Origin of the sequence: Propionivibrio sp. (genome assembly GCF_049316945.1) — a bacterium.
Classification (GTDB): Bacteria; Pseudomonadota; Gammaproteobacteria; order Burkholderiales; family Rhodocyclaceae; genus Propionivibrio.
Map to the genome: position 1 here is coordinate 1 of NZ_JBMOJE010000032.1, position 22,283 is coordinate 22,283.

Annotated in this window: 22 protein-coding genes, 1 tRNA gene and 1 pseudogene; 7 read left to right on the plus strand and 17 right to left on the minus strand. The window is 56.4% G+C overall.

Features of this window, described 5'->3' with window-relative positions; genetic code table 11:
• From ACOYNV_RS09440 to ACOYNV_RS09465, 6 genes and pseudogenes are all read right to left on the minus strand, one after another.
• Positions 1–302, minus strand: a pseudogene (locus tag ACOYNV_RS09440) (hypothetical protein); the annotation flags it as partial.
• Between the two features lie 131 nt (positions 303–433).
• Positions 434–1,885 carry a DEAD/DEAH box helicase gene (locus ACOYNV_RS09445; RefSeq protein ID WP_422899513.1) on the minus strand — a complete coding sequence of 484 codons (1,452 nt, stop codon included), beginning with the start codon at positions 1,883–1,885 and terminating at the stop codon, positions 434–436.
• 335 nt (positions 1,886–2,220) lie between these two features.
• Positions 2,221–2,769, minus strand: coding sequence for a chorismate--pyruvate lyase family protein (locus ACOYNV_RS09450; RefSeq protein WP_422899514.1), 549 nt, complete (start codon positions 2,767–2,769; stop codon positions 2,221–2,223).
• A 16-nt stretch (positions 2,770–2,785) separates the two neighbouring features.
• The gene (locus ACOYNV_RS09455; protein ID WP_422899515.1) at positions 2,786–3,160 is read right to left on the minus strand and encodes a DUF192 domain-containing protein; all 375 of its coding nucleotides are present in this window, start codon (positions 3,158–3,160) and stop codon (positions 2,786–2,788) included.
• A gap of 139 nt (positions 3,161–3,299) precedes the next feature.
• Complete coding sequence (locus ACOYNV_RS09460) at positions 3,300–3,560, minus strand: hypothetical protein (RefSeq protein WP_422899516.1); 261 nt, start codon at positions 3,558–3,560, stop codon at positions 3,300–3,302.
• Between the two features lie 263 nt (positions 3,561–3,823).
• Positions 3,824–3,911: transfer RNA gene (locus ACOYNV_RS09465), tRNA-Ser, on the minus strand.
• 140 nt (positions 3,912–4,051) lie between these two features.
• Between ACOYNV_RS09465 and ACOYNV_RS09470 the strand changes: the two genes are divergently transcribed.
• Positions 4,052–4,744 carry a Bax inhibitor-1/YccA family protein gene (locus tag ACOYNV_RS09470; protein WP_422899517.1) on the plus strand — a complete coding sequence of 231 codons (693 nt, stop codon included), beginning with the start codon at positions 4,052–4,054 and terminating at the stop codon, positions 4,742–4,744.
• A 50-nt stretch (positions 4,745–4,794) separates the two neighbouring features.
• Here the strand turns inward: ACOYNV_RS09470 and ACOYNV_RS09475 are convergent, their stop codons facing one another.
• Together ACOYNV_RS09475 and ACOYNV_RS09480 are read right to left on the minus strand one after the other, a co-directional pair.
• Complete coding sequence (locus ACOYNV_RS09475; RefSeq protein ID WP_422899518.1) at positions 4,795–5,673, minus strand: polysaccharide deacetylase family protein; 879 nt, start codon at positions 5,671–5,673, stop codon at positions 4,795–4,797.
• A 70-nt stretch (positions 5,674–5,743) separates the two neighbouring features.
• A complete protein-coding gene (locus ACOYNV_RS09480; protein WP_422899519.1) occupies positions 5,744–6,115 on the minus strand; it encodes an Mth938-like domain-containing protein in 372 nt (123 codons plus the stop codon).
• A gap of 150 nt (positions 6,116–6,265) precedes the next feature.
• On the opposite strand from ACOYNV_RS09480, the gene ACOYNV_RS09485 reads away from it, so the two are divergent.
• The 5 genes from ACOYNV_RS09485 (at position 6,266) to thrC (ending at position 12,056) form a co-directional block, all read left to right on the plus strand.
• Positions 6,266–7,495: a pyridoxal phosphate-dependent aminotransferase gene (locus ACOYNV_RS09485; protein ID WP_422899550.1), complete on the plus strand. Its 1,230-nt coding sequence runs from the start codon at positions 6,266–6,268 to the stop codon at positions 7,493–7,495.
• Between the two features lie 92 nt (positions 7,496–7,587).
• A complete protein-coding gene (locus ACOYNV_RS09490) occupies positions 7,588–8,898 on the plus strand; it encodes a homoserine dehydrogenase (RefSeq protein ID WP_422899520.1) in 1,311 nt (436 codons plus the stop codon).
• Entirely contained in the window at positions 8,895–9,401 is a 507-nt protein-coding gene (locus ACOYNV_RS09495) for a DUF1318 domain-containing protein (RefSeq protein WP_422899521.1), read from the plus strand. The genes ACOYNV_RS09490 and ACOYNV_RS09495 overlap by 4 nt, the downstream gene beginning before the upstream one ends.
• A gap of 546 nt (positions 9,402–9,947) precedes the next feature.
• Positions 9,948–10,499, plus strand: coding sequence for a GGDEF domain-containing protein (locus tag ACOYNV_RS09500; protein ID WP_422899522.1), 552 nt, complete (start codon positions 9,948–9,950; stop codon positions 10,497–10,499).
• A 102-nt stretch (positions 10,500–10,601) separates the two neighbouring features.
• On the plus strand, positions 10,602–12,056 hold the full coding sequence (thrC, locus tag ACOYNV_RS09505; protein ID WP_422899523.1) for a threonine synthase: 1,455 nt from the start codon (positions 10,602–10,604) through the stop codon (positions 12,054–12,056).
• Between the two features lie 30 nt (positions 12,057–12,086).
• On the opposite strand, the gene ACOYNV_RS09510 is transcribed toward thrC, so the two are convergent.
• The 7 genes from ACOYNV_RS09510 to ACOYNV_RS09540 form a co-directional block, all read right to left on the minus strand.
• A complete protein-coding gene (locus tag ACOYNV_RS09510; RefSeq protein WP_422899524.1) occupies positions 12,087–12,224 on the minus strand; it encodes a hypothetical protein in 138 nt (45 codons plus the stop codon).
• Positions 12,225–12,330: 106 nt separating this feature from the next.
• Complete coding sequence (gene nadC / locus ACOYNV_RS09515) at positions 12,331–13,236, minus strand: carboxylating nicotinate-nucleotide diphosphorylase (protein WP_422899525.1); 906 nt, start codon at positions 13,234–13,236, stop codon at positions 12,331–12,333.
• Between the two features lie 72 nt (positions 13,237–13,308).
• Positions 13,309–14,049 carry a UDP-2,3-diacylglucosamine diphosphatase gene (locus ACOYNV_RS09520; RefSeq protein WP_422899526.1) on the minus strand — a complete coding sequence of 247 codons (741 nt, stop codon included), beginning with the start codon at positions 14,047–14,049 and terminating at the stop codon, positions 13,309–13,311.
• A 31-nt stretch (positions 14,050–14,080) separates the two neighbouring features.
• Positions 14,081–14,572, minus strand: a complete 492-nt coding sequence (locus ACOYNV_RS09525) for a peptidylprolyl isomerase (protein ID WP_422899527.1) — start codon at positions 14,570–14,572, stop codon at positions 14,081–14,083.
• A 9-nt stretch (positions 14,573–14,581) separates the two neighbouring features.
• Positions 14,582–15,148, minus strand: coding sequence for a peptidylprolyl isomerase (locus ACOYNV_RS09530; RefSeq protein WP_422899528.1), 567 nt, complete (start codon positions 15,146–15,148; stop codon positions 14,582–14,584).
• Complete coding sequence (locus ACOYNV_RS09535) at positions 15,148–16,377, minus strand: L,D-transpeptidase family protein (RefSeq protein WP_422899529.1); 1,230 nt, start codon at positions 16,375–16,377, stop codon at positions 15,148–15,150. Before ACOYNV_RS09535 ends, ACOYNV_RS09530 begins: the two co-directional genes overlap by 1 nt.
• A complete protein-coding gene (locus tag ACOYNV_RS09540) occupies positions 16,347–17,426 on the minus strand; it encodes a L,D-transpeptidase Cds6 family protein (RefSeq protein WP_422899530.1) in 1,080 nt (359 codons plus the stop codon). Before ACOYNV_RS09540 ends, ACOYNV_RS09535 begins: the two co-directional genes overlap by 31 nt.
• Positions 17,427–17,548: 122 nt before the next feature.
• Between ACOYNV_RS09540 and cysS the strand changes: the two genes are divergently transcribed.
• Positions 17,549–18,931 carry a cysteine--tRNA ligase gene (gene cysS / locus ACOYNV_RS09545; protein ID WP_422899551.1) on the plus strand — a complete coding sequence of 461 codons (1,383 nt, stop codon included), beginning with the start codon at positions 17,549–17,551 and terminating at the stop codon, positions 18,929–18,931.
• 206 nt (positions 18,932–19,137) lie between these two features.
• On the opposite strand, the gene dnaJ is transcribed toward cysS, so the two are convergent.
• Positions 19,138–20,268 (minus strand): molecular chaperone DnaJ, encoded by a 1,131-nt coding sequence (gene dnaJ, locus ACOYNV_RS09550; RefSeq protein WP_422899531.1) that lies wholly within the window; start codon positions 20,266–20,268, stop codon positions 19,138–19,140.
• Between the two features lie 66 nt (positions 20,269–20,334).
• Positions 20,335–22,278, minus strand: coding sequence for a molecular chaperone DnaK (gene dnaK, locus ACOYNV_RS09555; RefSeq protein WP_422899532.1), 1,944 nt, complete (start codon positions 22,276–22,278; stop codon positions 20,335–20,337).
• Positions 22,279–22,283: the final 5 nt, after the last annotated feature.

Consider the following 22,283-nt stretch of genomic DNA (forward strand, 5'->3'; position numbering starts at 1 on the left):
GGTGGCTCCATTAAGCCGCGATTCAAATGGCTCCATAGGGGCGCGAGATAACAGGTGGCGAGCAGTTTCATGAGGCGCGGGCTATCACGCCGAAAAGGCTCGGCATTCTTGACAACGATACGCAAACGGTTTTGTCTGAAAGTGCTGAGAAAGCGGTGCAGTGCTTCGGCGTTAGCGGGGCGTTCGAGCTTCAGTTTCGTAAGATCCTCATCGAAAATGCAGAGTGATTGCGACACCTGCAACAGAATCTTCTGGATCGAGTTGTCGTGCTCGGCCCAACTCGTGATCAGTTCGGAGTTCATTTCATCACCTCGCATATTTTCTTGCCGTTTGGACTAGAGGACCGGCATGCAAATTGTCGCTGATTACCTCAATAACATGCTAGCAGTCGAAAAAAAACCCGCAACCTGCGGGTTTTTGGGCAACTACAAAATTATCGATCGCTGTAGGTACGGCGGTTGCCTCCCGTCGTACCGGTGCGGCCGTTCTTCGCGCCTTCTCGTTGCGGGGCGCGGTCAAAACCCTCGTGTTTTGGTGCTCCTGGCTTACTGAAGCGACTTTCGCTGCGTCCAGCCGGCTTGCTTGGGCCGCGATTGTCGCCGGCTTTCCAGGCCGGGCGACTGTTTGGTTTGCCGCCGGGACGGCCATTACCAGTCGGTGCACGTCGTGTCGGCTCATGACCGACAACGACTTCAACCGGAATGACCTGTTTGGTAAAGCGCTCGATCTTGCGAACATTGAAATGTTCAGCGTGATTGACCAGGGAAATCGCCAAGCCATTGCGGCCTGCACGGCCGGTGCGGCCGATACGGTGCACATAGTCTTCGGCAAACTTCGGCAGATCATAGTTGAAAACGTGGGTGATCGTCGGTACGTCGATGCCGCGTGCGGCTACATCGGTAGCAACAAGAATTTGTACCTGACCGCGACGCAACGCAGTAAGCGTCCGGTTGCGGGCGCTCTGATGCATGTCACCATGCAGAGCAGCAGCGTTGAACCCGGCAATATTCAAGCGGTCCGAGATGGTGTCGGCGTCACGCTTGGTGGCGGTGAAGACAAGTGCCTGATCGATGGTGATATCACGTAGCAGATGGTCGAGCAGACGATTCTTGTGCGAAAGGTCATCGACGAAATGCATGCGCTGTTCGATGTTTTCATGCTTCGTATGTGAAGCATCAACCTGAATGATCAGCGCATCACGCGTCACCTTGCGTGCCATCTGGCCTACGGTGCCGTCAAGCGTGGCCGAGAACAGCATGGTCTGACGCGTAGTCGGGGTGGCCGAGATAATCTTTTCAATGTCGTCGATGAAGCCCATATCGAGCATACGATCCGCTTCGTCGAGGACGAGAATCTGCAACTGCGAAAAATCGATCTTGCCAGATTCCATGTGGTCAATCAGACGGCCCGGTGTGGCAACCAGAATTTCAGGGTTGCGCGACAGCAGTTCCATCTGTTTCGGATAAGGCATGCCGCCGAGAATGGCAACAGCTTTCAGGCGCCGAAGCTGGCCGGCGTATTTGTCAGCCGCCGCAGTAACCTGCAAGGCGAGTTCGCGGGTTGGTGTGAGCACCAGCATTTTGGGCTGTGCGGCCTGGAAGCGCGGGCGGTCATTGCCGCGCGAACGAGCCGATTGGCGTTCCTGATTCGCTGTGCGCTGGGGTGCCGCCGCGAAGGCTGGGCGTTCTTGCACGGCAAAACGGTGCAATGCAGGTAGCATGAAAGCCGCTGTTTTTCCGGAGCCGGTTTGCGACGAAACCATCAAGTCGCGCCCATCGAGGGCTGCGGGAATTGCTTGTGCCTGAACTCCGGTGGGTTCAGTGTAACCAGAATCAGCAAGGGCTTTAAGAAGGGCTGCGTGAAGCCCGATTTCTGCAAAAGTCATGTATCTCTTTCGTATGGTACAGCGTCGCGCTACCGAAATAAATCGGCGCACGGGCAAAAAAATGCAACGCCAACCAACGAAATAGTTGAAATAAACTCTGCCAGTGCGAGAGAATTCGGGACTTTTCGGCACAAAAAGCTTTGTGCCAGGGCGGTGTTCAAAGAAACGACACCAGAAGGCAGGAGGGCTTAGAAATGCGGCCAGGTTCGCGAAGCGCGTTGTACATCGCAAAATCAATAGTTGCTGCAATGCACAAAAGAATTATACCGGCTCGACAGGTCGACGTCGAGAAAAATTATTTCAAGCCGGATATTGCCTGACTCATCTATGTACCTTCAATGAGAGCCCAGAGCGGGTGAAAAAACCTCGGTAACAAGTACCGATTGGGCGCCAAAAGCAAAGCGCGAACGACGAGCCCATATAGTCTGCGGAGGTATAGCCGTAAGTTGCATGGCTTCGATCGCCGGGTGAAAAAGCGCATGGCGATAGTCGAGTTGTTTGCAATTCATAGCGCCGCGTACGAATCCCGGGTGGGAGAAAAGCAGTGCACCCAGCGAGCGATTGCCCAAGCGTGCCAGCCAGCCTGTCATCGGTCCGCGCGGTCGACAAGGCAGAACAGTGTGCGCAAAAACCAGTGGTTTCCCATCACAGAGTAGCGCCACCTCTCGGACCCATGCCAGCCGGTTGCGCTTGATGCCCAGTACCATTGCTTCGTCGTTGGTTGGCATGGCATGGCCCTGTTGCAAGACCCGCACTGCAAACGTGCCTCTAGCCTGAAGGCTCGCCGTCAGCGAACCCCGGTCAATCAACCAGCGCCTGAAAGGAATGGATTCTGCGCTACGCAACAATTTGTCGTGCCACGCCAGTCTGTTCCTGATGCTCATGGTTAGGCAGTGATGCCTACTGTGGCCGGGGCGATTTCTCGATGCCGCCAATGCGCAGCCCTGGTTTGAGCCCCTTGCCGGAGAACCAGCCCAAGTTCATTTCCAGTGCAAAACGTGCGGGGGCCGCTGCGCAGTGATTCGTTTCGCTCTGCGGCTTCATGTCCTCGATGTTCAAAATGTGGCCTTCCTCATCGAGAAAGGCCACCGAAAGCGGCAAGTAAGTATTGCGCATCCACATGCAATGGCGAGCCGACTGAGTGAAAACGAATAGCATTCCCTGATTGGCCGGCATGCTGCGACGCTGCATCAGCCCACGCATCCGGCTCTCCTGATCGGCAGCGACTTCAGCTTCGATGCGGTGAAAGCCTGCGGTCAGTTCCATGCGTGGCATTTGTGCCAGAACCTGGGTAGAAAGCATCAACAGAAGGGTTGTATATAGTGACAATACGAAACGGTGCATAGCGAACTCCGTGATTGGCGAAGTGAGGCCGGTGACTCTTGCACAGAGTCACCGGCATTATTTCGGGCTATTACTTTGCGCGGACGGACTTGGCTTTTTTAGGCGACTTGGCCGCGTTGACATGCTTGCCTTTGGTGCCTCGCTTGCTTTTTACGGTTGCCGGGGGTTTTGTTGGCACGACGGAACGCTTTGGCCGAGCGACATCGGCTCCAGTGGTTACTTGAGCATCTTCATGCTCAGCGGCTTTTGGAATGGCAAACGATTCCACACTGAAAAAAGAAAATACGGCGGCTACAAGCATGTACAGCATGGAATTTTTTCGGGATTTCATATGTTTATTGTCCAATTCCGTTTTTAACCTCAATCAGATGTTTCGTGCGTCATTTCAGGTTGGAGCAAGGCCATAAGCAGTTCATTTTTGAGCGGGTGATTTTATTCCAAAGGCGTGAATTTTCCCACAGCTTGGCGAGTGAATATCTGGATTTGCCCATCAAGGCTGTACCTCCAGGAATATAAAATATGTATGCTAAAAAACAAAATGGCCATTTCAGTAACCTATTAATTTGGTTAATAAAACAGCCGTTTTTTTGTTCCTGGCGGAAGCTCAGGGATTCGAACCCTGGATACCTTGCGGTATGCCGGTTTTCAAGACCGGTGCAATCGACCACTCTGCCAAGCTTCCTTTATCAGGCCGCAAGTCGATCCGAACGCGGCGGGGCGCATGATACCACGTTACAAACTGTTACCACGCTTCGCGCAACTTGTGGCACCCTTCGGCAGTCTTAAATGAGCAGCAAACGCATTCTTTTGGAGGATAAATAAATGCAACCGCAGTTTCAGATTACAGGTCAGGCGACTCAAGAAGTATCGCTGCAGCAGAACAAGGTCTTGCGCAATACCTATATGTTGCTCGCCTTGTCCATGATTCCGACGGTTCTTGGCGCGCTGGCTGGCGTCCGGTTCGGGTTTTCGTTTTTTGCCGGTAGCCCGCTGATTTCCTTTGCCGTGTTCATGGGCGTTGCTTTTGCCTTCATGTGGGGTATCGAGCGCACCAAGGACAGTGCCATGGGCGTCGTCCTGCTGCTGGGCTTCACTTTTTTCATGGGGTTGATGCTTTCGCGCATCCTGCAGGTGGCGCTTGGTTTTTCCAACGGCACGTCGCTGATCGCCATGGCGGCGGGCGGCACCGGCGCGATCTTCTTTACGCTGGCTGGTGTGGCAACGGTAACGAAGAAGGATTTCAGCTTCCTCGGCAAGTTTCTTTTCATCGGTATGGTGGTAGTGCTGCTGGCCGCCCTGGCCAACATCTTCTTCCAGATACCGGCCTTGTCGCTGACTATCTCGGCTGTTGCCGTGATGATCTTCTCCGCTTACATTCTTTACGATATCAGCCGGATCGTGAATGGTGGCGAAGATAATTACATCTCGGCGACGCTGGCGGTTTACCTTGATATCTACAACGTCTTTGTCAGCCTGTTGAATCTGCTGATGGCGTTTGGTGGTGAGCGCGACTGAGGTATTTTAGCTGTGCTAGAAAAGGGCGGCTGCGGTCGCCCTTTGTGTATTCAGTCCTGCAGAAAGATCGGACCTTGCGCCATTCGCAGGCCGGCGCGGCCGGGGGCTTCGGCATAACGAATGCAATGCCGTGGCAACGCTTCCATGTCGAGGGTAGCGTGGATTTCACGCAAGGCAACGAGCTGATAATCCTTGCTCTTCCATTCGGCAATCAGGCGCTCGATCGCGTTGCCGAACTTCATTCCCTCCAGTTCTGCACGCAGGGTGAATACGTGGTCGCCGGGAATGGCGCTGGAGAGTTGAAGAATTCGATCTGCAGCCTGATCTGGAGAAAAGCCGGGTTCAAGCGTGAGGATTTCGTCGAGGGTGGGTAGCGTTGTTGGCAGTTGCGGGCAGGCGACAATTTCGCCGTCGATAACCGGAATAAAGGGATGGTTGCCTCGGCAATCGCTGGCATAGGAGAATCCTAGCCGCTGTGTCAGGCGCAGGGCATGGCGATTCATCAGCCATCCGGCGGCCCCATGCGCTGTTGCCGTCTCGGAGAATATTTCAGCAAACCGAGAACAGGCTTTTCTCATTTCTGCTTCAATCCACGGATTGGTGGCATGTTCCACTTTCTTTTCCCAGCCAGCGCGATTCCAGGCGTGAATGCCGACTTCAAAACCGGTGTCTCTGGCCTGGCGCAGTGTCTCGGCGCAACGCGCCCCGATGTCCGGGCTGGGCAGCAGGCGTCCGTAAAGGCGGGTACTCAGACCATAATAAGGGCCTAGCGAAGTGGAACGGTCTTCCTTGCCACTGTGGTCAGGGCCGAGCGAGAAGAAAAAAGTGCCCAGAGCCTCATAGCGCTGGAAGAGTTCGACCAGTGCAGGGACGCCCGATTGTGTTCCATGGTAGGTGTCGATGTCGATCTTGAGCGCGATACGTTTCATTAAGGAGGCAGTCTTGGCTAGATGTTGCTGTGCGAACCGGCTAATTGAATGAGGGTCAGGGCGTTCAGGGTCAGGAAAATATCAGGCTGGCGGCGACTTTTCGGCCTTCGCTGATAAGAACGTTGTAAGTGCGGCAGACGGCCTGAATATCCATCACTTCCAGGCCCTTGCGCGCCTGCATGAGCGGTCGCATCAGCTCAGGAGGAGGAAAGCGCAGTTGATTGCCGGTGCCAAGAAGAATGATTTCGGTATCGAGGGTAGCGAGAAACTCGAAATCGGCAACGCTGAGCGTTTCGAAGGTTGACTGCGTCCAGTCAGGGATCAGGCGATCGGGAAGTACGACAAGGTTGCGCGTATGGCGGATGGCGTTGACGCTGACATATCCTTCGCCATAAGCGGTAAAGACGTTCCAACCCTCTGTTTGAGCGATCTGCAGCTTCATAAAATTGCGGAGCACAATGCGATAAAATAGGATTATAGCTTTTTGCTGCTCGTAATTTGAAGGCGCACGTGTGTGTAGCGCTATTTGTACTCCTCAGGATGTGTTTAGAAAGGACGGTTTGCCCGAGGGCAGCCGCAAAGGTCGATGCTTATGAAACCCGTACTCAAGTCCAATAAACTCGCCAACGTCTGTTACGACATTCGTGGTCCGGTGTTGCAACAGGCCAAGCAGATGGAGGACGAGGGGCACAAGATCATCAAGCTCAATATCGGCAATCTCGCGTCCTTTGGCTTTGATTCGCCGGAAGAAATCCAGCTCGACATGATCCGCAACCTGCCGAATGCGGCGGGGTATTCCGACTCGAAAGGCATTTTTTCCGCACGCAAGGCGGTCATGCACTACACCCAGCAGAAACATATCAAGGGCGTGACGCTGGAAGACATCTACATCGGCAATGGAGTGTCGGAACTGATCGTGATGGCCATGAACGCGCTGCTCAACGAGGGCGACGAAGTGCTGGTGCCGGCGCCGGATTATCCGTTATGGACGGCGGCGGTCAGCCTTTCCAGCGGCACGCCGCGGCACTATCTGTGCGATGAGGAAAACGAGTGGTTGCCGGATCTCGACGACATTCGCGCCAAGATTACGCCGAAGACCCGCGCCATTGTCGTGATCAACCCGAATAACCCGACCGGCGCCCTGTATCCGGACAGCATGTTGCTTGAGATCATCGCCATTGCCCGCGAGCATGGCCTGATCATCTACGCCGATGAGGTTTACGACAAGGTGCTTTACGACGGCCGGACGCATACGGCGATTGCCTCGCTTGCGGATGATGTGCTGATGCTCAGCTTCAACGGCTTGTCGAAAAACTACCGTTCCTGCGGTTATCGTGCCGGCTGGATGGTCGTTTCAGGTGATTTGCGTGATGCGCGTGACTACATCGAAGGGCTCGAAATGCTCGCCTCGATGCGTCTGTGCGCCAACGTGCCTGGGCAGTATGGAATTCAGACGGCGCTTGGCGGCTATCAGAGCATCGATGATCTGGTCGCGCCAAGCGGGCGCATGTGTCGCCAGCGCGACCTGGCGCATGAACTGATCACGGCTATTCCCGGCGTCACCTGCGTCAAGCCGAAGGCCACTTTGTACATGTTCCCGCGCCTTGATCCGAAGATGTACCCGATCAAGAACGATCAGGACTTCATCGCTGAATTGTTGAAGGAAGAGCGGGTTCTACTGGTTCAGGGTACCGGCTTCAACTGGCCGCATCCGGATCACTTCCGGCTCGTATTTTTACCGCACGAAGATGATCTGCGCGAGGCGGTTGCTCGTATTGCACGTTTCCTGGAAGGCTATCGCAAGCGCGCGTCAATCGTGTGAGGCGTTGGAAGTCAGGAGCGAGGCGTAAAACCCTCGCTCGCTTCAAGTCCCTGCGCCTTGTATTCCCCCAATTTTTAATTCTGACTGACCCCATGAAACCTATCAACGTTGGACTCCTAGGCATCGGCACTGTCGGTGGCGGCACCTTTACCGTACTCAAACGCAACGCCGAAGAAATTACTCGCCGTGCCGGGCGGCCAATTCAGATAACCGTCGTTGCTGACAAAAATCTTGAGTTGGCCAGGCAAGTCACCGGTGGTACATGCAAACTGACTGACGATGCATTTTCTGTCGTTTCCGACCCGGACGTCGACATTGTTGTCGAATTGATCGGTGGTTACGGCATTGCCAAGGAACTGGTGCTCAAAGCCATCGAGAACGGCAAGCACGTGGTCACCGCCAACAAGGCCTTGCTGGCCAAGCACGGCAACGAAATATTCGCTGCGGCCCAGAAAAAAGGCGTGATGGTAGCCTTTGAAGCCGCGGTTGCCGGCGGCATCCCGATCATCAAGGCGCTGCGTGAAGGCCTGACCGCCAACCGCATCGAGTGGATTGCGGGCATCATCAACGGCACCACCAATTTCATCCTCTCCGAGATGCGCGACAAGGGCCACTCCTTCGAAACCGTGCTCAAGGAGGCGCAACGGCTGGGTTATGCCGAAGCCGATCCGACCTTTGATGTTGAAGGCGTCGATGCCGCGCACAAGTTGACCATCATGAGCGCCATCGCCTTTGGCAATTCGATGAGCTTCGACAAGGCACACATCGAGGGCATCAGCAAGCTGGAAGCGGCAGATATCAAGTACGCCGAACAACTCGGCTACCGCATCAAGCTGCTCGGCATCACCAAGCGCACGCCCGAGGGCGTCGAGTTGCGCGTGCATCCGACACTGATCCCGGCCAAGCGCTTGATCGCCAACGTCGAGGGCGCGATGAATGCTGTCCTGGTCAAGGGCGATGCTGTCGGGCCGACGCTCTATTACGGCAAGGGGGCCGGCGCCGAGCCGACCGCTTCGTCGATCATCGCCGATCTGGTCGACGTCACGCGCATGCATACCGCCGATCCAGGGCACCGTGTGCCGCATCTGGCTTTCCAGCCTGATGCGATGGTCGATTTGCCAATCCTGCCGCTGTCGGAAGTCGTTACCAGCTACTACCTGCGTTTGCGCGTTGAAGACAAGCCCGGCGTGCTGGCCGACATCACGCGCATTCTTGCCGACCAGCAGATCTCGATCGACGCCATGATCCAGCGCGAGCCGGGCGAGGGCGAAGAGCAGACCGACATCATCATTCTCACGCACCAGACGCGTGAAAAGAACGTCGATGCCGCGATTGTGAAGATTGAGGCGCTGACAGCGGTAAAGGGCAAGCTGACGCGGCTGCGTCTCGAAGAACTGCTATGAAAGCAAGGCTGTGCTTGCTGCTTCTGGCGCTGCTGGTGCCGCTTGCGGCTTGCGAGTCGACACCGACGCACCTCTTCACCTATGCGGCGCAGGGGACGGTAATCCAGGCCGAACGGCTGGTCGGTCAGTTTTTTGGCAAGGATGTCTATCCGCTACCCTACGGCGGACCAGACATCGATCGGCCTTTGCAGCGCATGCACGCACGTTTCCCTCAGCTCAAAGCACAACTTGATAATGGCACGCTGGGCTTGACCGAGGACGGTGACGTCGCCATCCGGGAAGCCGGCGCCAGCACGCCGGAACTGAAGAAACTGGTGCGCGCGGAGAATCGCGACCGTGCTGTTCTATACACCGCCATGTCGATGGCGGTCGGCCATGGCACCGATGATCTGCAGTCCTGGTTGCCCTACACCGACGCCACTTTTGGTGCCGAGTGGCAAAAGCAGGCTCCGAGCGGATGGTGGCTGCGTAACGAAAATGACGAATGGCGCCGCAAGCCTTGACAGGCTTCTCCGGAAAATCCCTCGCAACCTTCATGGCCTTCACCGGGTTACATCAAAGACTTCAGGCGCCATCGTCTGGACAATGGCGCCTTCCTGCAGAGCCCATGAATAGGTGATCTACAGCCAATAGGTCTGTAGAGTGGCGTTTATAATGGTTTTCCGGACTACATGCTTGTAGATCCCCTATTGTCGGGGCTTGCCGAGGTGGTGTTGGCGCTTCATAGCGCGACGCTCAGCACCTGCAAAATTCGATTCAGTGACTTGACTTTGTGCAGGAAGAGCAATTTTTGCTGACGCGGGCTCAAGATTTACAGTCCTTGGCCGTTGCTGAGCTAGGCATCACAATGAGGGTGCCCCCGACGGAGCGGAAAAATGTTTAACCATGATCGTTCACCACTTGGTCATACGAACCGACCGGCATCGCGCCGGTTGCACCGTCGCCTCGCGCTTTCCGTCGTGTCGTCGTGTCCTGTAAGCTCGAAGCCGCCTGTTAGCACTCCCGCTGTCGTTGCCAGTCTGCCGAAAGAACTTGTCCGGGAAGCCGGCATGTTTGAGCTTCTGGCGGCTGATTTGCGTATTGAAGAACTCGAAATGGAGCTGGCCGAGGCTCGCGAAGAGGCTTGCATTGACCCACTGACCGGTGCCCTGAATCGCCGTGGCTTCGATCATGCCGCACAGCGCGAGTTGGCACGTGCGCGGCGCAGTGGTCTCCGCTTTGCCTTGGCACACATCGACCTTGATGATTTCAAGCGCCTGAACGACACCTTGGGCCATCAGGCGGGAGACAAGGCGCTGGTTCATCTGGTGGATTTGTTGCACAAATCGATGCGCCCGTCCGATGTGCTCTGCCGTTTTGGCGGGGAGGAATTCGTTCTGCTGCTGCCCGAAACCAGGCTGGAAGCTGCTGCTGCGGTGATAACTCGCTTTCTGTGCGAATTTTCTGCACAACCCATCCCCGGAACGGACTATGTAATGACCTTCAGTGCCGGTGTAGTCGTTCACGATCTCGCTGAATCGCTCGAAGACGCCATTCAGCGCGCTGACCAGGCGACCTACGCCGCCAAGCATGCCGGCAAGAACTGTGTCGTCACCGGCTGAGCGCTTGTCAAATCGAGACCTGCTGATGCAAGTGCGACGTTGAGGGCATGGTAAACTTGCGGCTTCGCGAAATCCTGTCGTTCCATCCTTCCGGTCATGACCATGCGCTACATCTCGACTCGCGGCGATTCCGAGAATTCGTCCAATAAAACCTTCACTGAAATTCTGCTCGGCGGCCTGGCGCCCGATGGCGGTCTTTATCTTCCGGAATCCTACCCGCAGATAACCCGCACTGAACTCGATCAGTGGCGCGGGCTTTCTTACGCCGACCTGGCATTCGCGGTGCTGTCGAAGTTCATCGACGATATCCCGGCCAGCGATCTGAATGTGTTGGTCGACAAGACTTATACCGCCGAGGTTTATTGCAACGGTCGTGCTGGCGATAACCCGGCTGACATCACGCCGTTGCGCTGGCTCGAGCCGGGGTTGGGGCTCCTGGAACTGTCCAACGGGCCGACGCTGGCCTTCAAGGACATGGCCATGCAGTTGCTCGGCAATCTATTCGAGTACGTACTCCAGAAGAAGGGCGAAGAGATCAATATTCTTGGCGCCACGTCGGGTGATACCGGTTCCGCTGCCGAATATGCGATGCGCGGCAAGCACGGCGTGCGCGTTTTCATGCTCTCGCCGCATGGCCGGATGAGCGCCTTCCAGCGGGCGCAGATGTATTCGTTGCAGGATGAAAACATCTACAACATTGCCGTGCGTGGCATGTTCGACGATGCGCAGGATATCGTCAAAGCCGTTTCCAACGATCACGCCTTCAAGGCCAAGTACAAGATCGGTGCGGTCAATTCGATCAACTGGGCACGTGTCGTGGCGCAAATCGTCTATTACTTCAAGGGTTACTTCGCGGCAACCGGTGGTGTCAACGGCGCAAACGATCAGCAGGTCGCTTTTGCCGTGCCCTCGGGAAACTTTGGCAATATCTGCGCTGGCCACATTGCACGCATGATGGGCTTGCCGATTGCACGCCTGGTCATGGCAACCAATGAGAACGACGTGCTCGATGAATTCTTTCGCACCGGCGTGTACCGTCCGCGTGGCACGGCAGAAACCCACGCCACTTCCAGCCCGTCGATGGATATCTCCAAAGCTTCCAACTTCGAGCGCTTTGTTTTTGACCTCGTCGGGCGTGATCCGGCGGTGATCCGCGAACTGTGGGCGAAGGTCGATGCCGGCGGCGGCTTCGATCTGTCGAATACGCCTTACTTCGCCAATCTGCCGAAGTTCGGTTTCGTATCAGGAAAAAGCAGCCACGCTGACCGTCTGGCGACGATTCGCCGGACCTATGAGAAGTACGGCGTGATGGTCGATACGCACACCGCCGACGGCCTCAAGGTAGGGATCGAAAAGCGCACGCCGGATAGCCCGATGGTGGTTCTGGAAACGGCCTTGCCGGCCAAGTTCGAGGAAACGATTGTCGAGGCGCTAGGGCGTTTGCCGGAGCGCCCGGCGACGATGCAAGGCATCGAAAACCTGCCGCAGCGGGTCGAGGTGATGGAGGTCAGCGTCGATGCGGTGAAACAGTTTATTGAACTGAAGGTGGGTGCCTGAGCGTCAACTGCTTTGAAACGCTCGCGTTAGCTAGAGATAGATGACGGCCGGGAAGACGGCGACAGCGATTACCTGTACCAGCCACTCCAGATTGTGCCGAGCCAGGAATCCGGTGAAATGCATGACCAGAACAGTGATGGCTATCACGTAAAAAAGCGCAAACAGCATGTAACGTCCCTTACTTGTCGTGCCGCCGGCAACTGCCGACCACGTTCTTGTTTATTGCGCTAATTATAGCGGCATGATTTCCCGTTGAAGATGGATTTTTTCCGGATTATCGAGCTGCACGCATCCTTTCCACTGGCTGTTCCTGAAAGCGCATCGACAGATCCAGAGCACGCACATCCTTGGTCAAGCCACCGATCGAGATCCGGTCGACGCCGGTTTCTGCGATGCCACGCACCGTGTCCAGATTGACATTGCCCGAGGCCTCAAGCACGGCGCGACCCGCAGTAATCGCCACCGCCTCACGCATCTGGGAGAGGCTCATGTTGTCGAGCAAGATCATTCTTGCACCGGCATCGAGAGCCTGCTGCAATTCGGCAGAGGTTTCGACCTCGACCTGAATGAACTTGCACTGGCCTCCTGTTGATTCGGCTACCTGTTTTGCCCCCGCCATGGCGGCAGCAATGCTCCCGGCGGCGAGAATATGGTTTTCCTTGATCAGAATTGCGTCGTAGAGGCCGAAGCGATGATTGCCGCCACCGCCGCACTTGACGGCAAATTTTTGCGCCAGGCGCAGGCCGGGAATGGTCTTGCGGGTGTCCACGACCAGTGCTTTGGTGCCAGCAACAGCATCGGCGTATTCACGTGCCTTGGTCGCGACACCGGAAAGCAGTTGCAAAAAGTTGAGCCCCGTACGTTCTCCAGTGAGTAGTGCGCGAGCCGGGCCTTCGATTTCGCACAGAACCTGGTTGGGGGTGACGCGATCTCCATCGGCCGCTTTCCAGGTGATCGAGATAGCCGGGTCGAGCCTCTCGAAGCAACGCCCGAACCAGGCTGTGCCGCACAGTACCGCATTCTCGCGCGAGACAATCGTGGCACGGGTAATGATGTCAGCCGGAACCAGTTGCGCAGTGAGATCGCCGCTACCGACATCCTCGGCCAAGGCGGCAGCGACGTTGCGCTCGATTTCTTCATCAAGCGGATTTGAAGGTGTCACAGAAACAGTCGGGTTCATGAAAAATTCTCAGCGCTCAAATTTGGAAGGTCGAATTTTATCATCGGGCCATTTAATGCGGAGAACGCACGATTAGCGCAGCGCTTCACGGCTAAGCTGCTCGCCATTCCAGCACAGGTATTCACCACGATTTTCATGCCAGTCGGACATCACCCAGCGCTCGACATGGATGCCGTCGACCATGTGATCGTGTTTTGCCGGGCGATGTGTGTGCCCGTGAATGAAGGTCGCGTAACCGTGCTCGCGCAGGAAATCATCGGTGGCGCCGGGATTGAGGTCCATCAGGGACTGCGCCTGTTTCAGCTTTTCACGTTTCGAATTCTCGCTCTGCTGGCGCAGCGCAGCGGCAATGGCTTTGCGCTCTTTCAGCGGTTTGTTCAGAAAGGCCAAACGCCAGGCCGGGTCGCGAACCTGGGCGCGAAATGCCTGATAGTCCTTGTCGTCGGTGCATAGCGCATCACCGTGCGAAAGAACAAACTGCCAGGCGGGCACTGACAGTATGAAAGGGTCCGGCAGGAGGTTTGCCCCGCTGCGCGCGGCAAATTCTTCGCCGAGCAGGAAGTCACGGTTGCCATGCATCACTGACAGCCTGACCCCGGAGTCGGTCAAGCCGTGCAAGGCATCGACGATGGCGCGATCGAATGTATTTTCCGCATCATCGATGCAGTCGTCACCCGGCCAGACTTCAAAGAGATCGCCGAGAATGTAGAGATGCCCGGCGGTTCGTGCGCGACCGCCGAGAAACTCAAGAAAGATACGGGTAACGCCAGGGACTTGCGGCGAAAGATGCAGGTCTGAAATGAAATAAATCACGAAGGATTCAGACCGGAACAGCCTGTTGCGTTCAGCAGACTTCAGCGCGCTCGATGATCACGTCTTCCTTCGGAACGTCCTGGTGGAAATTCGAGCTGCCGGTTTTTACGCCCTTGATCTTGTCCACCACATCGTTACCTTCGACCACCTTGCCGAAAACGCAGTAACCCCAGCCGTTGGCATTCGGAGCCTTGAAATTGAGGAAATCGTTGTCGGCGATGTTGATGAAGAATTGCGCGGTGGCTGAATGCGGGTCGGAAGTGCGGGCCATGGCGACCGTGTAGGCGTTGTTCTTGAGGCCATTATCGGCTTCGTTCTTGATTGGGTCCTTGCACGGCTTCTGCTTCATGCCTGGTTCGAAACCGCCGCCCTGAATCATGAAGCCGGGGATGACACGGTGAAAAACAGTATTGTCGTAGTGCCCGGCCTCGGCGTAGGCGAGAAAGTTCCTGGCCGATTCGGGTGCTTTTTCAGCGTCGAGTTCAAGGGCGATGACGCCGAAATTGGTGTGCAGCTTGATCATGAAAATTCCTTACTTTTTATCGGGGATGATGTGTTTTACAGACTGGATGACGACCGGTTCGAGCGGCACGTTCTGGTGCATGGCGCGGTCGCCGGTTGGCACTTTGGCAATCTTGTCGACCACGTCCATGCCCTTGACCACTTTGCCGAACACGGCATAACCCCAACCATCCTGTGCTGGATAGTCAAGCATCGCGTTGTCTTTGTGATTGATGAAAAATTGCGATGTTGCCGAATGCGGTTCACCGCGTCGCGCCATGGCAATCGTTCCGCGCTGGTTCTTCAGGCCGTTTTTTGATTCGTTGAAAATCTGGCTGGCAGCTGGCTTTTGCGTCATGTCCTTGGTGAAACCGCCGGCCTGTATCATGAAACCGTCCATGACGCGGTGAAAGATCGTTCCGTTGTAAAAACCGTCATCGGCGTATTGCAGGAAGTTTTTTACCGAGACCGGCGCTTTTTCCGAATCGAGTTCAATGACGATCGTTCCCATGCTGGTCTGCATTTCGACGGTCGGGGCGGCGAGGGCGGCGACAGAGAGCAGTAGCCCGGCGCTCATCATGGAAAGTCTTGATAACATCAGGTCGCTCCTTCAAAAATGATCTTCCAGTTGCCGTCCTCGCGGACCCAGTACTGGCGTTTTTTCATCTGGTTGTTGAGGTTGTTGCTCTGGTAGTCCTGCTCAAACGTAACGACGACCAGTTCATCTTTGCCGGGGTCCCGGAACATGGACAGGTTGCTCAGCTTGACCTTGATCCATTCCTTGCCGGCATTCACCTGGCGCTTCTGCTGTGAAAACTGTTCCAGGCTTTGATCTTTGGTCTGGAATTTCTTCGAGTAGTGTTTCAGGTAGCGGTTAACGTCCTTGCTTTCCCAGTCGCTGCGCCATTCGTCGATTTTCTTGTTGAGCGAACTGCGTTCTTTCTGCCAGTCGTCGAGCGAGAGCCATTCGATCGAGTTGCTGATGATCACGGGCGTCAGGCCGATCTGCAGATTCTTGGCCAGTGCGTCGAGATCGGTGTTGGCCAGTACGACGCAGCCTTCGGACGCTTTTGGCGGGCGCGAGAAGGTGTCTGATGGCGTTCCGTGCAACCAGATACCGTGACCGTTCCGGCCCTGTCGCTTGTCCCATTCGTTGGGGTAGTTGATCGGGAAGGCGCCAGTGCCGTAGAAATCCCCGAGTTTATTGAGCGGCAAGCTTGAGGTGACGTGATAGACGCCGACCGGCGTCTTCTTGTCGCCTTCGCGCGTCTTGTCGGCACCCAGTTTGCCGTGCGTGATGTAGTAGTCGGCGACAAAGCGCGGCCGGCCACTGTCGTTCTGGTAGAGATAGAGACGCGATTTCTGGGTGTCGACAACGATCGCGTGCTTTTGGTCGGACTGCATCTGCAGCAGATAGCGCGGCACGTAGTCGGCGGTGGCCGATCGATTGCGATAAGCCTTGAGGCGGGCGATGACCTCATCGCGCAGGTCGCTCAGCTTCTCTTTCGGGGCATTGCTGGCGTTTCCAAAGGTCAAGAGCGGCATGCTGCGGGCCAGCAACAGGTCGCCTTTGATCAGGTGAGCCAGACGGAAGTTCGGGTAAAGCTTCAGGAGCGCTTCGGTCTCTTCGAGAGCGGTGTCGAGTCGGTTCCTTTCGATTTCAACAAGGATTCTCGATAGTTGTGGCTCCGGTCCGGAGTCCGAGAAGGTGGTCGGGCGGTTGTTAGCTCCAGCGGCAACAAAAGACCCTAGCGCGCACACGGCAATCAGGGCGATGGCGAGCGCAACTCGCCGTATTAGCTGACGCGTTCTTGCTGTATGAGCCATTTGCCTCCTGATTTTACGAAAACCATGGTCTTGCTGGCGGATGACTTGAGTGTAGCCGAGGTGTAGTGCTGGCGAAACCTGACTGTTGCCTTGTCGCCGGCGATTGAGACATAGATATCGTCAAGGCTGACCAGCAGTTTGCCCGGTTTGTCGATGCGCTGGGTGCGTTCGGCTTCCCAGGCTTTCCGCGCCACTCCTTTCGGCGTCTGGAAATCACTGGCGTAGTAGCTGAGATAGCTCTTTACGTCCTTGCGTGACCAGGCGCTGGCCCAGCCCTGCAGGGCTTTGCTGACCTCGGATTCGCTGCCGGTGGCTAGCGGTTGTTTTTCAACAGGGGTCTTGGCTTCGGGCGGTATTGCTGCTACGGTCGGTTCCGGCGCTTTTTCAGCCGGTTTGATCGGTGGTGTGACGACAGGCGTGGTCGCCGGGGTTGGCTTGGGGGCTTCTACGGCGGCTGTTTTCACCGGTTCAGAAGCCGGGCGGGTGGCCACTGCACTTGGTTTAACACCTGGCTTGGACGAGGTGCTGATCAACTCCTTGATCATCGACAGCTTTGTTTGCGTGGCGGTGTTCGTCGAGTCGAGCTGGAGCGCTTTGTCATAGGCCTGGCTGGCTAGCTTGGCGTAAACGTCGCCGAGGTTTTCATGGGCGATGGAGTAGCTCGGATGCGTCCGGATAGCCATCTCCAGCGCCGTGCGTGCCTTGTCGTATTGCTTCTGCTGCGCGTAAAGCACGGCAAGATTGTTGTAGGGCTCGGGCAGTTCGGGAAAATCCTCGGTCAGCTTGGTGAACATCGCTATGGCATCAGCCGGACGTCCCATCTCGGTCAGGATCAGTCCTTTCAGAAAACGACCCTGAGCGTCTTTCGGCTTGGTCGAAATGTAGATATCAACTTTTTCAAGCGCTTGCGGCATCTGCCCCTGCTTCATCAGGCGCTGGACATCCGGTAGTGTCTGGGCATTGGCAACAGAAACGGAAGCGCTCAGAACCAGGCCAAGAATAATGGCTGAAAGGCGCGCCAGTGAAGGCGTTAGGGAGTTTGGACGCATCGTTATGGTATGCTTTGCAAAAGTTGGTGATTTAACTTGTTAATTCTAACAAGAAGCGCGTCGAATCCCAAGTATTCCTTATGCTCCCTGTTCCAGACGGGAGCGTTTTCGTGAGCTCGAAGATGCTGAAAATCTATAACACCCTGGTCAGGGAAAAGCAGGACTTTGTTCCTATCGAACCCGGCAAGGTTCGCATGTACGTTTGCGGGATGACGGTCTATGACTATTGTCATCTAGGCCATGCCCGGGTTCTTGTTGTTTTTGACATGGTTCAGCGCTGGTTGCGGTCAAGTGGGCTGGAGGTGACCTACGTCCGCAACATTACCGATATCGATGACAAGATTATTAAACGGGCGCTGGAAAACAACGAAACGATTGGCGAGTTGACCAACCGCTTTATCGGTTTCATGAACGAAGACGCGCTGGCGCTTGGCGTCGAAAAACCAGAATTCGAGCCGCGTGCCACCGAGTATGTGCCGCAGATGCTCGAACTGATCGGGCAACTCGAAAAGAACGGTTTGGCCTACAAGGCGGCAGACGGTGACGTGAATTTCTCGGTGCGCAAATTTCCCGGCTACGGCAAACTCTCCGGGAAATCGCTTGACGACCTGCGCGCCGGCGAACGGGTCGAAATCGAGCAAACCAAACAGGATCCGCTCGATTTCGTGCTCTGGAAGCACGCCAAGGAAGGCGAACCGTTCTGGGAGTCGTCGTGGGGCAAGGGAAGGCCGGGCTGGCACATTGAATGCTCGGCCATGAGTTCCGATCTGCTCGGCAAGCATTTCGACATTCACGGTGGCGGTCAGGACTTGCAGTTCCCGCACCATGAAAACGAAATCGCTCAATCCGAGGGCGCGCACAACTGCCAGTTCGTCAATTACTGGATGCACAACGGCTTCGTGCGCGTCGATGACGAAAAGATGTCCAAGTCGCTCGGCAACTTTTTCAGCATCCGCGAGGTGCTCAAGAAGTACGATGCCGAAGTGGTGCGCTTTTTCATTCTGCGCGCCCACTACCGCAGCCCGCTTAATTACTCCGACACGCATCTCGATGATGCCCGTCAGGCACTGGCCAGGCTCTATACGGCTTTGAAGGCTGTGCAGGCTACAGACGTTCCCATAGACTGGAGCGAGGCGCATGCACAGCGTTTCCGTCAGGCGATGGACGACGACTTCAATACACCTGAAGCCTGCGCTGTACTCTTTGATCTGGCGTCCGAGGTCAATCGCAGTAAATCATCATCACTCGCCGGACAATTGCGCGCACTGGCCGGCCTGATGGGGCTGCTAAAGCGGGATCCACAAACCTTCTTGCAAGCTACGCCAGCCGGTGGCGAAGGCGAGGGAGAATGGTCTGCCGAAAAGATCGACACCATGATCACTGATCGGGTAGCCGCCAAGAAAGCCAAAAACTTCGCCGAAGCCGACCGCATCCGCAGCGAACTGCTGGCCGCCGGCATTGTGCTGGAAGATGGCGCGCAAGGAACAACCTGGCGCCGCGCCTGAGGTTTATTTCAGAAGCCAGGCCTGCAAGGCAAGCAGGACGGGATTCTTCAGAGTGAGTGCCGTGAAAGGAACTGTTTATAAGCTTCCCGGGGTATGTCCTTCTGCAATTGCCTATTGACGGGCATCCCGGGACGGTGTGCCGATTTGCATCCTCAGAAACAACAAAGCCCGTCGCGACGGGCTTTGTTGTTTCTGCTTGCAGAAGATCAACTGGCGGCGAAAAAATCGCGCACACGATCCATCCACGATTTGGCACGCGGATTATGATGTCCGGCATTTTCCCGGCTGGATTCCTCGAGTTCGCGCAGTAATTCCTTCTGACGTTCGGTGAGATGCACGGGCGTTTCAACCACGACATGACACAGCAGGTCACCGTGAGTATGGCTGCGTACGCCCTTGATGCCCTTGCCACGCAGGCGGAAGGTTTTTCCCGATTGCGTTTCGGGCGGGATCTTGATCTTGGCCACGGCGTCCAGCGTCGGTATGTCGATTTCACCGCCCAGCGCGGCGGTGGTGAAGCTGACCGGCATTTCGCAATGCAGATCATTCTGTTCGCGCTGGAAGACAGGGTGAGCCTTGAGGTGAATCTGCACGTACAGATCGCCGGACGGACCACCGTTAATGCCGTGTTCGCCTTCACCGGAGAGACGTATGCGATCGCCTTCATCCACCCCGGACGGGATTTTTACGGCCAATGTCTTGTGCTGCTTGGTGCGTCCGGCGCCATGGCAGGAAGCGCAGGGTTCGGCAATGAAGCGGCCGGTGCCGTGGCACTTCGGGCAGGTCTGCTGGATCGAGAAGAAGCCCTGTTGCAGGCGCACCTGGCCGCTGCCCTGGCAGGTCGGGCAGGTCTTGGGTTGCGTGCCGGCTTTGGCACCGGTGCCATGGCAGGGTTCGCAGACTTCCATGGTTGGAATGCGAATCTTGGTCTCTGTGCCGAACGCGGCCTGTTCGAGCGTAACCTCGATGTTGTAGCGCAGATCGGCACCGCGATAAATGTTGGAGCGACCGCCACGTCCGCCCCCACCACCGCCACCGAAAATTTCGTCAAAAATTCCACCAAAGGCGTCGGAAAATCCGCCTGCTCCACCACCGCCCATGCCTGCTTGCTGTTCGACACCCGCATGGCCGTACTGGTCATAGGCCGCACGCTTTTGCCCATCCGAGAGGATTTCGTAAGCTTCCTTGGCTTCCTTGAAGTGGTCTTCCGACTTGGGGTTATCCGGATTTCGATCCGGGTGATGCTTCATGGCCAGCTTGCGGTAGGCCTTCTTGATATCTTCCTCGGAGGCGTCGCGGTTGACGCCGAGAATGTCGTAAAAGTCGCGTTTAGCCATGGGTTCTTAACTGTATGAGGGGTAAGGCGAGGCGCGATTATACGCCCCGCCCGTTACGGCAGATGCTTACTTCTTGTCTTTGACTTCGGTGTATTCAGCGTCGACGACATCGCCTTCATCCTTCTTGGCATCCCCGGATGCGCCTGCGCCAGCGGCACCTGCGGCACCTTCAGCCGCACCGGCTTCGGCCTGCTGCTTGGCATAGACCTTTTCGCCCAGTTTTTGCGCCGCGGTACCCAGAGCTTCGCTCTTCGCCTTGATTGCCTCAAGATCGCTTTCGCGAATGGCTTCCTCGGCCTCCTTGATGGCCTTTTCAATTACGCCCTTCTCTTCGTCCGAGAGTTCCTTGCCGTACTCGGTCATCGACTTCTTGACCATGTGGATCATGCCGTCGCACTGGTTGCGGGCCTCGGCCAGTTCGTGCGCTTTCTTGTCTTCCTCGGCGTGCAACTCGGCGTCCTGCACCATGCGCTGGACCTCTTCCTCGGTAAGGCCGGAGGAAGCCTGGATCTTGATCTTGTTTTCCTTGCCGGTGGCCTTGTCCTTGGCCGAAACGTGCAGGATGCCGTTGGCGTCGATGTCAAAGGTGACTTCGATTTGCGGCATGCCGCGCGGTGCCGGCGGGATGTCGGAGAGGTTGAACTGGCCCAGGCTCTTGTTGCCCGAAGCGATTTCGCGCTCGCCCTGAAGAACGTGGATGGTCACCGCATTCTGGTTGTCGTCCGCAGTCGAAAAGACCTGGCCGGCCTTGGTCGGGATCGTCGTGTTCTTCTTGATCAGCTTGGTCATGACGCCACCCAGCGTTTCGATACCAAGCGACAGCGGGGTAACGTCGAGCAGCAGCACGTCCTTGACTTCGCCTTGCAGAACACCGCCCTGGATGGCGGCGCCAACGGCGACGGCCTCATCCGGGTTAACGTCGCGGCGCGGTTCCTGGCCGAAGAATTCCTTGACCCGATCTTGTACCTTGGGCATGCGGCTTTGACCACCGACCAGGATCACGTCGTTGATGTCGGTGAGCTTGCAGCCGGCATCCTTCATGGCGATACGGCAGGGTTCGATGGTTCGCTCGATCAGTTCATCGACCAGCGACTCGAATTTGGCGCGCGTAATCTTGATTGCCAAGTGCTTCGGGCCGGAGGCGTCAGCCGTGATGTAGGGCAGGTTGATTTCAGTCTGCTGGCCGGACGAAAGTTCGACCTTGGCTTTTTCAGCGGCATCCTTGAGGCGCTGGAGCGCCAGAACGTCGGACTTGAGGTTGACGCCGGATTCCTTCTTGAACTCGTCGATGACGTAGTCGATCAGGCGCTGGTCAAAATCTTCGCCGCCGAGGAAGGTGTCGCCGTTGGTGGAGAGCACTTCAAACTGGTGCTCGCCGTCGATTTCGGCGATTTCAATGATCGAGATATCAAAGGTACCGCCGCCGAGGTCATAAACAGCGATTTTCTTGTCGCCCTGTTTCTTGTCCATGCCGAAGGCCAGTGCCGCCGCAGTCGGTTCGTTGATGATGCGCTTGACTTCCAGCCCGGCAATACGACCTGCATCCTTGGTCGCCTGGCGCTGGCTGTCGTTGAAGTAGGCGGGAACGGTGATGACGGCTTCGGTCACTTCTTCACCAAGGTAATCCTCGGCGGTCCTTTTCATCTTGCGCAACACTTCGGCAGAAACCTGCTGCGGCGCGATCTTGCTGCCGCGCACTTCGACCCACGCGTCGCCGTTGTCGGCCTTGAGAATCTTGAAGGGCATCAGCGAGATGTCCTTCTGTACTTCCTTCTCGTCAAAACGGCGGCCGATCAGGCGCTTGACGGCGTACAGCGTATTTTTGGCGTTGGTGACGGCCTGGCGCTTGGCCGGTGCGCCACAGAGAATTTCGCCATCTTCGGCGTACGCAACGATCGACGGCGTGGTGCGCGCGCCTTCGGAATTTTCAATAACTTTCGGCTTGCCGTTTTCCATGACGGAAACGCAGGAGTTGGTGGTGCCGAGGTCGATACCAATGATCTTGCCCATGTCAG

Excerpts from the sequence above, each read along its gene's own strand:
- ACOYNV_RS09445 (WP_422899513.1), bottom strand. The coding sequence starts at position 1,885 with ATGACTTTTGCAGAAATCGGGCTTCACGCAGCCCTTCTTAAAGCCCTT.
- ACOYNV_RS09450 (WP_422899514.1), bottom strand. The coding sequence starts at position 2,769 with ATGAGCATCAGGAACAGACTGGCGTGGCACGACAAATTGTTGCGTAGC.
- ACOYNV_RS09455 (WP_422899515.1), bottom strand. The coding sequence starts at position 3,160 with ATGCCACGCATGGAACTGACCGCAGGCTTTCACCGCATCGAAGCTGAA.
- ACOYNV_RS09460 (WP_422899516.1), bottom strand. The coding sequence starts at position 3,560 with ATGAAATCCCGAAAAAATTCCATGCTGTACATGCTTGTAGCCGCCGTA.
- ACOYNV_RS09470 (WP_422899517.1), top strand. The coding sequence starts at position 4,052 with ATGCAACCGCAGTTTCAGATTACAGGTCAGGCGACTCAAGAAGTATCG.
- ACOYNV_RS09475 (WP_422899518.1), bottom strand. The coding sequence starts at position 5,673 with ATGAAACGTATCGCGCTCAAGATCGACATCGACACCTACCATGGAACA.
- ACOYNV_RS09480 (WP_422899519.1), bottom strand. The coding sequence starts at position 6,115 with ATGAAGCTGCAGATCGCTCAAACAGAGGGTTGGAACGTCTTTACCGCT.
- ACOYNV_RS09485 (WP_422899550.1), top strand. The coding sequence starts at position 6,266 with ATGAAACCCGTACTCAAGTCCAATAAACTCGCCAACGTCTGTTACGAC.
- ACOYNV_RS09490 (WP_422899520.1), top strand. The coding sequence starts at position 7,588 with ATGAAACCTATCAACGTTGGACTCCTAGGCATCGGCACTGTCGGTGGC.
- ACOYNV_RS09495 (WP_422899521.1), top strand. The coding sequence starts at position 8,895 with ATGAAAGCAAGGCTGTGCTTGCTGCTTCTGGCGCTGCTGGTGCCGCTT.
- ACOYNV_RS09500 (WP_422899522.1), top strand. The coding sequence starts at position 9,948 with ATGTTTGAGCTTCTGGCGGCTGATTTGCGTATTGAAGAACTCGAAATG.
- thrC (WP_422899523.1), top strand. The coding sequence starts at position 10,602 with ATGCGCTACATCTCGACTCGCGGCGATTCCGAGAATTCGTCCAATAAA.
- ACOYNV_RS09510 (WP_422899524.1), bottom strand. The coding sequence starts at position 12,224 with ATGCTGTTTGCGCTTTTTTACGTGATAGCCATCACTGTTCTGGTCATG.
- nadC (WP_422899525.1), bottom strand. The coding sequence starts at position 13,236 with ATGAACCCGACTGTTTCTGTGACACCTTCAAATCCGCTTGATGAAGAA.
- ACOYNV_RS09525 (WP_422899527.1), bottom strand. The coding sequence starts at position 14,572 with ATGATCAAGCTGCACACCAATTTCGGCGTCATCGCCCTTGAACTCGAC.
- ACOYNV_RS09530 (WP_422899528.1), bottom strand. The coding sequence starts at position 15,148 with ATGTTATCAAGACTTTCCATGATGAGCGCCGGGCTACTGCTCTCTGTC.
- ACOYNV_RS09535 (WP_422899529.1), bottom strand. The coding sequence starts at position 16,377 with ATGGCTCATACAGCAAGAACGCGTCAGCTAATACGGCGAGTTGCGCTC.
- ACOYNV_RS09540 (WP_422899530.1), bottom strand. The coding sequence starts at position 17,426 with ATGCGTCCAAACTCCCTAACGCCTTCACTGGCGCGCCTTTCAGCCATT.
- cysS (WP_422899551.1), top strand. The coding sequence starts at position 17,549 with ATGCTGAAAATCTATAACACCCTGGTCAGGGAAAAGCAGGACTTTGTT.
- dnaJ (WP_422899531.1), bottom strand. The coding sequence starts at position 20,268 with ATGGCTAAACGCGACTTTTACGACATTCTCGGCGTCAACCGCGACGCC.
- dnaK (WP_422899532.1), bottom strand. The coding sequence starts at position 22,278 with ATGGGCAAGATCATTGGTATCGACCTCGGCACCACCAACTCCTGCGTT.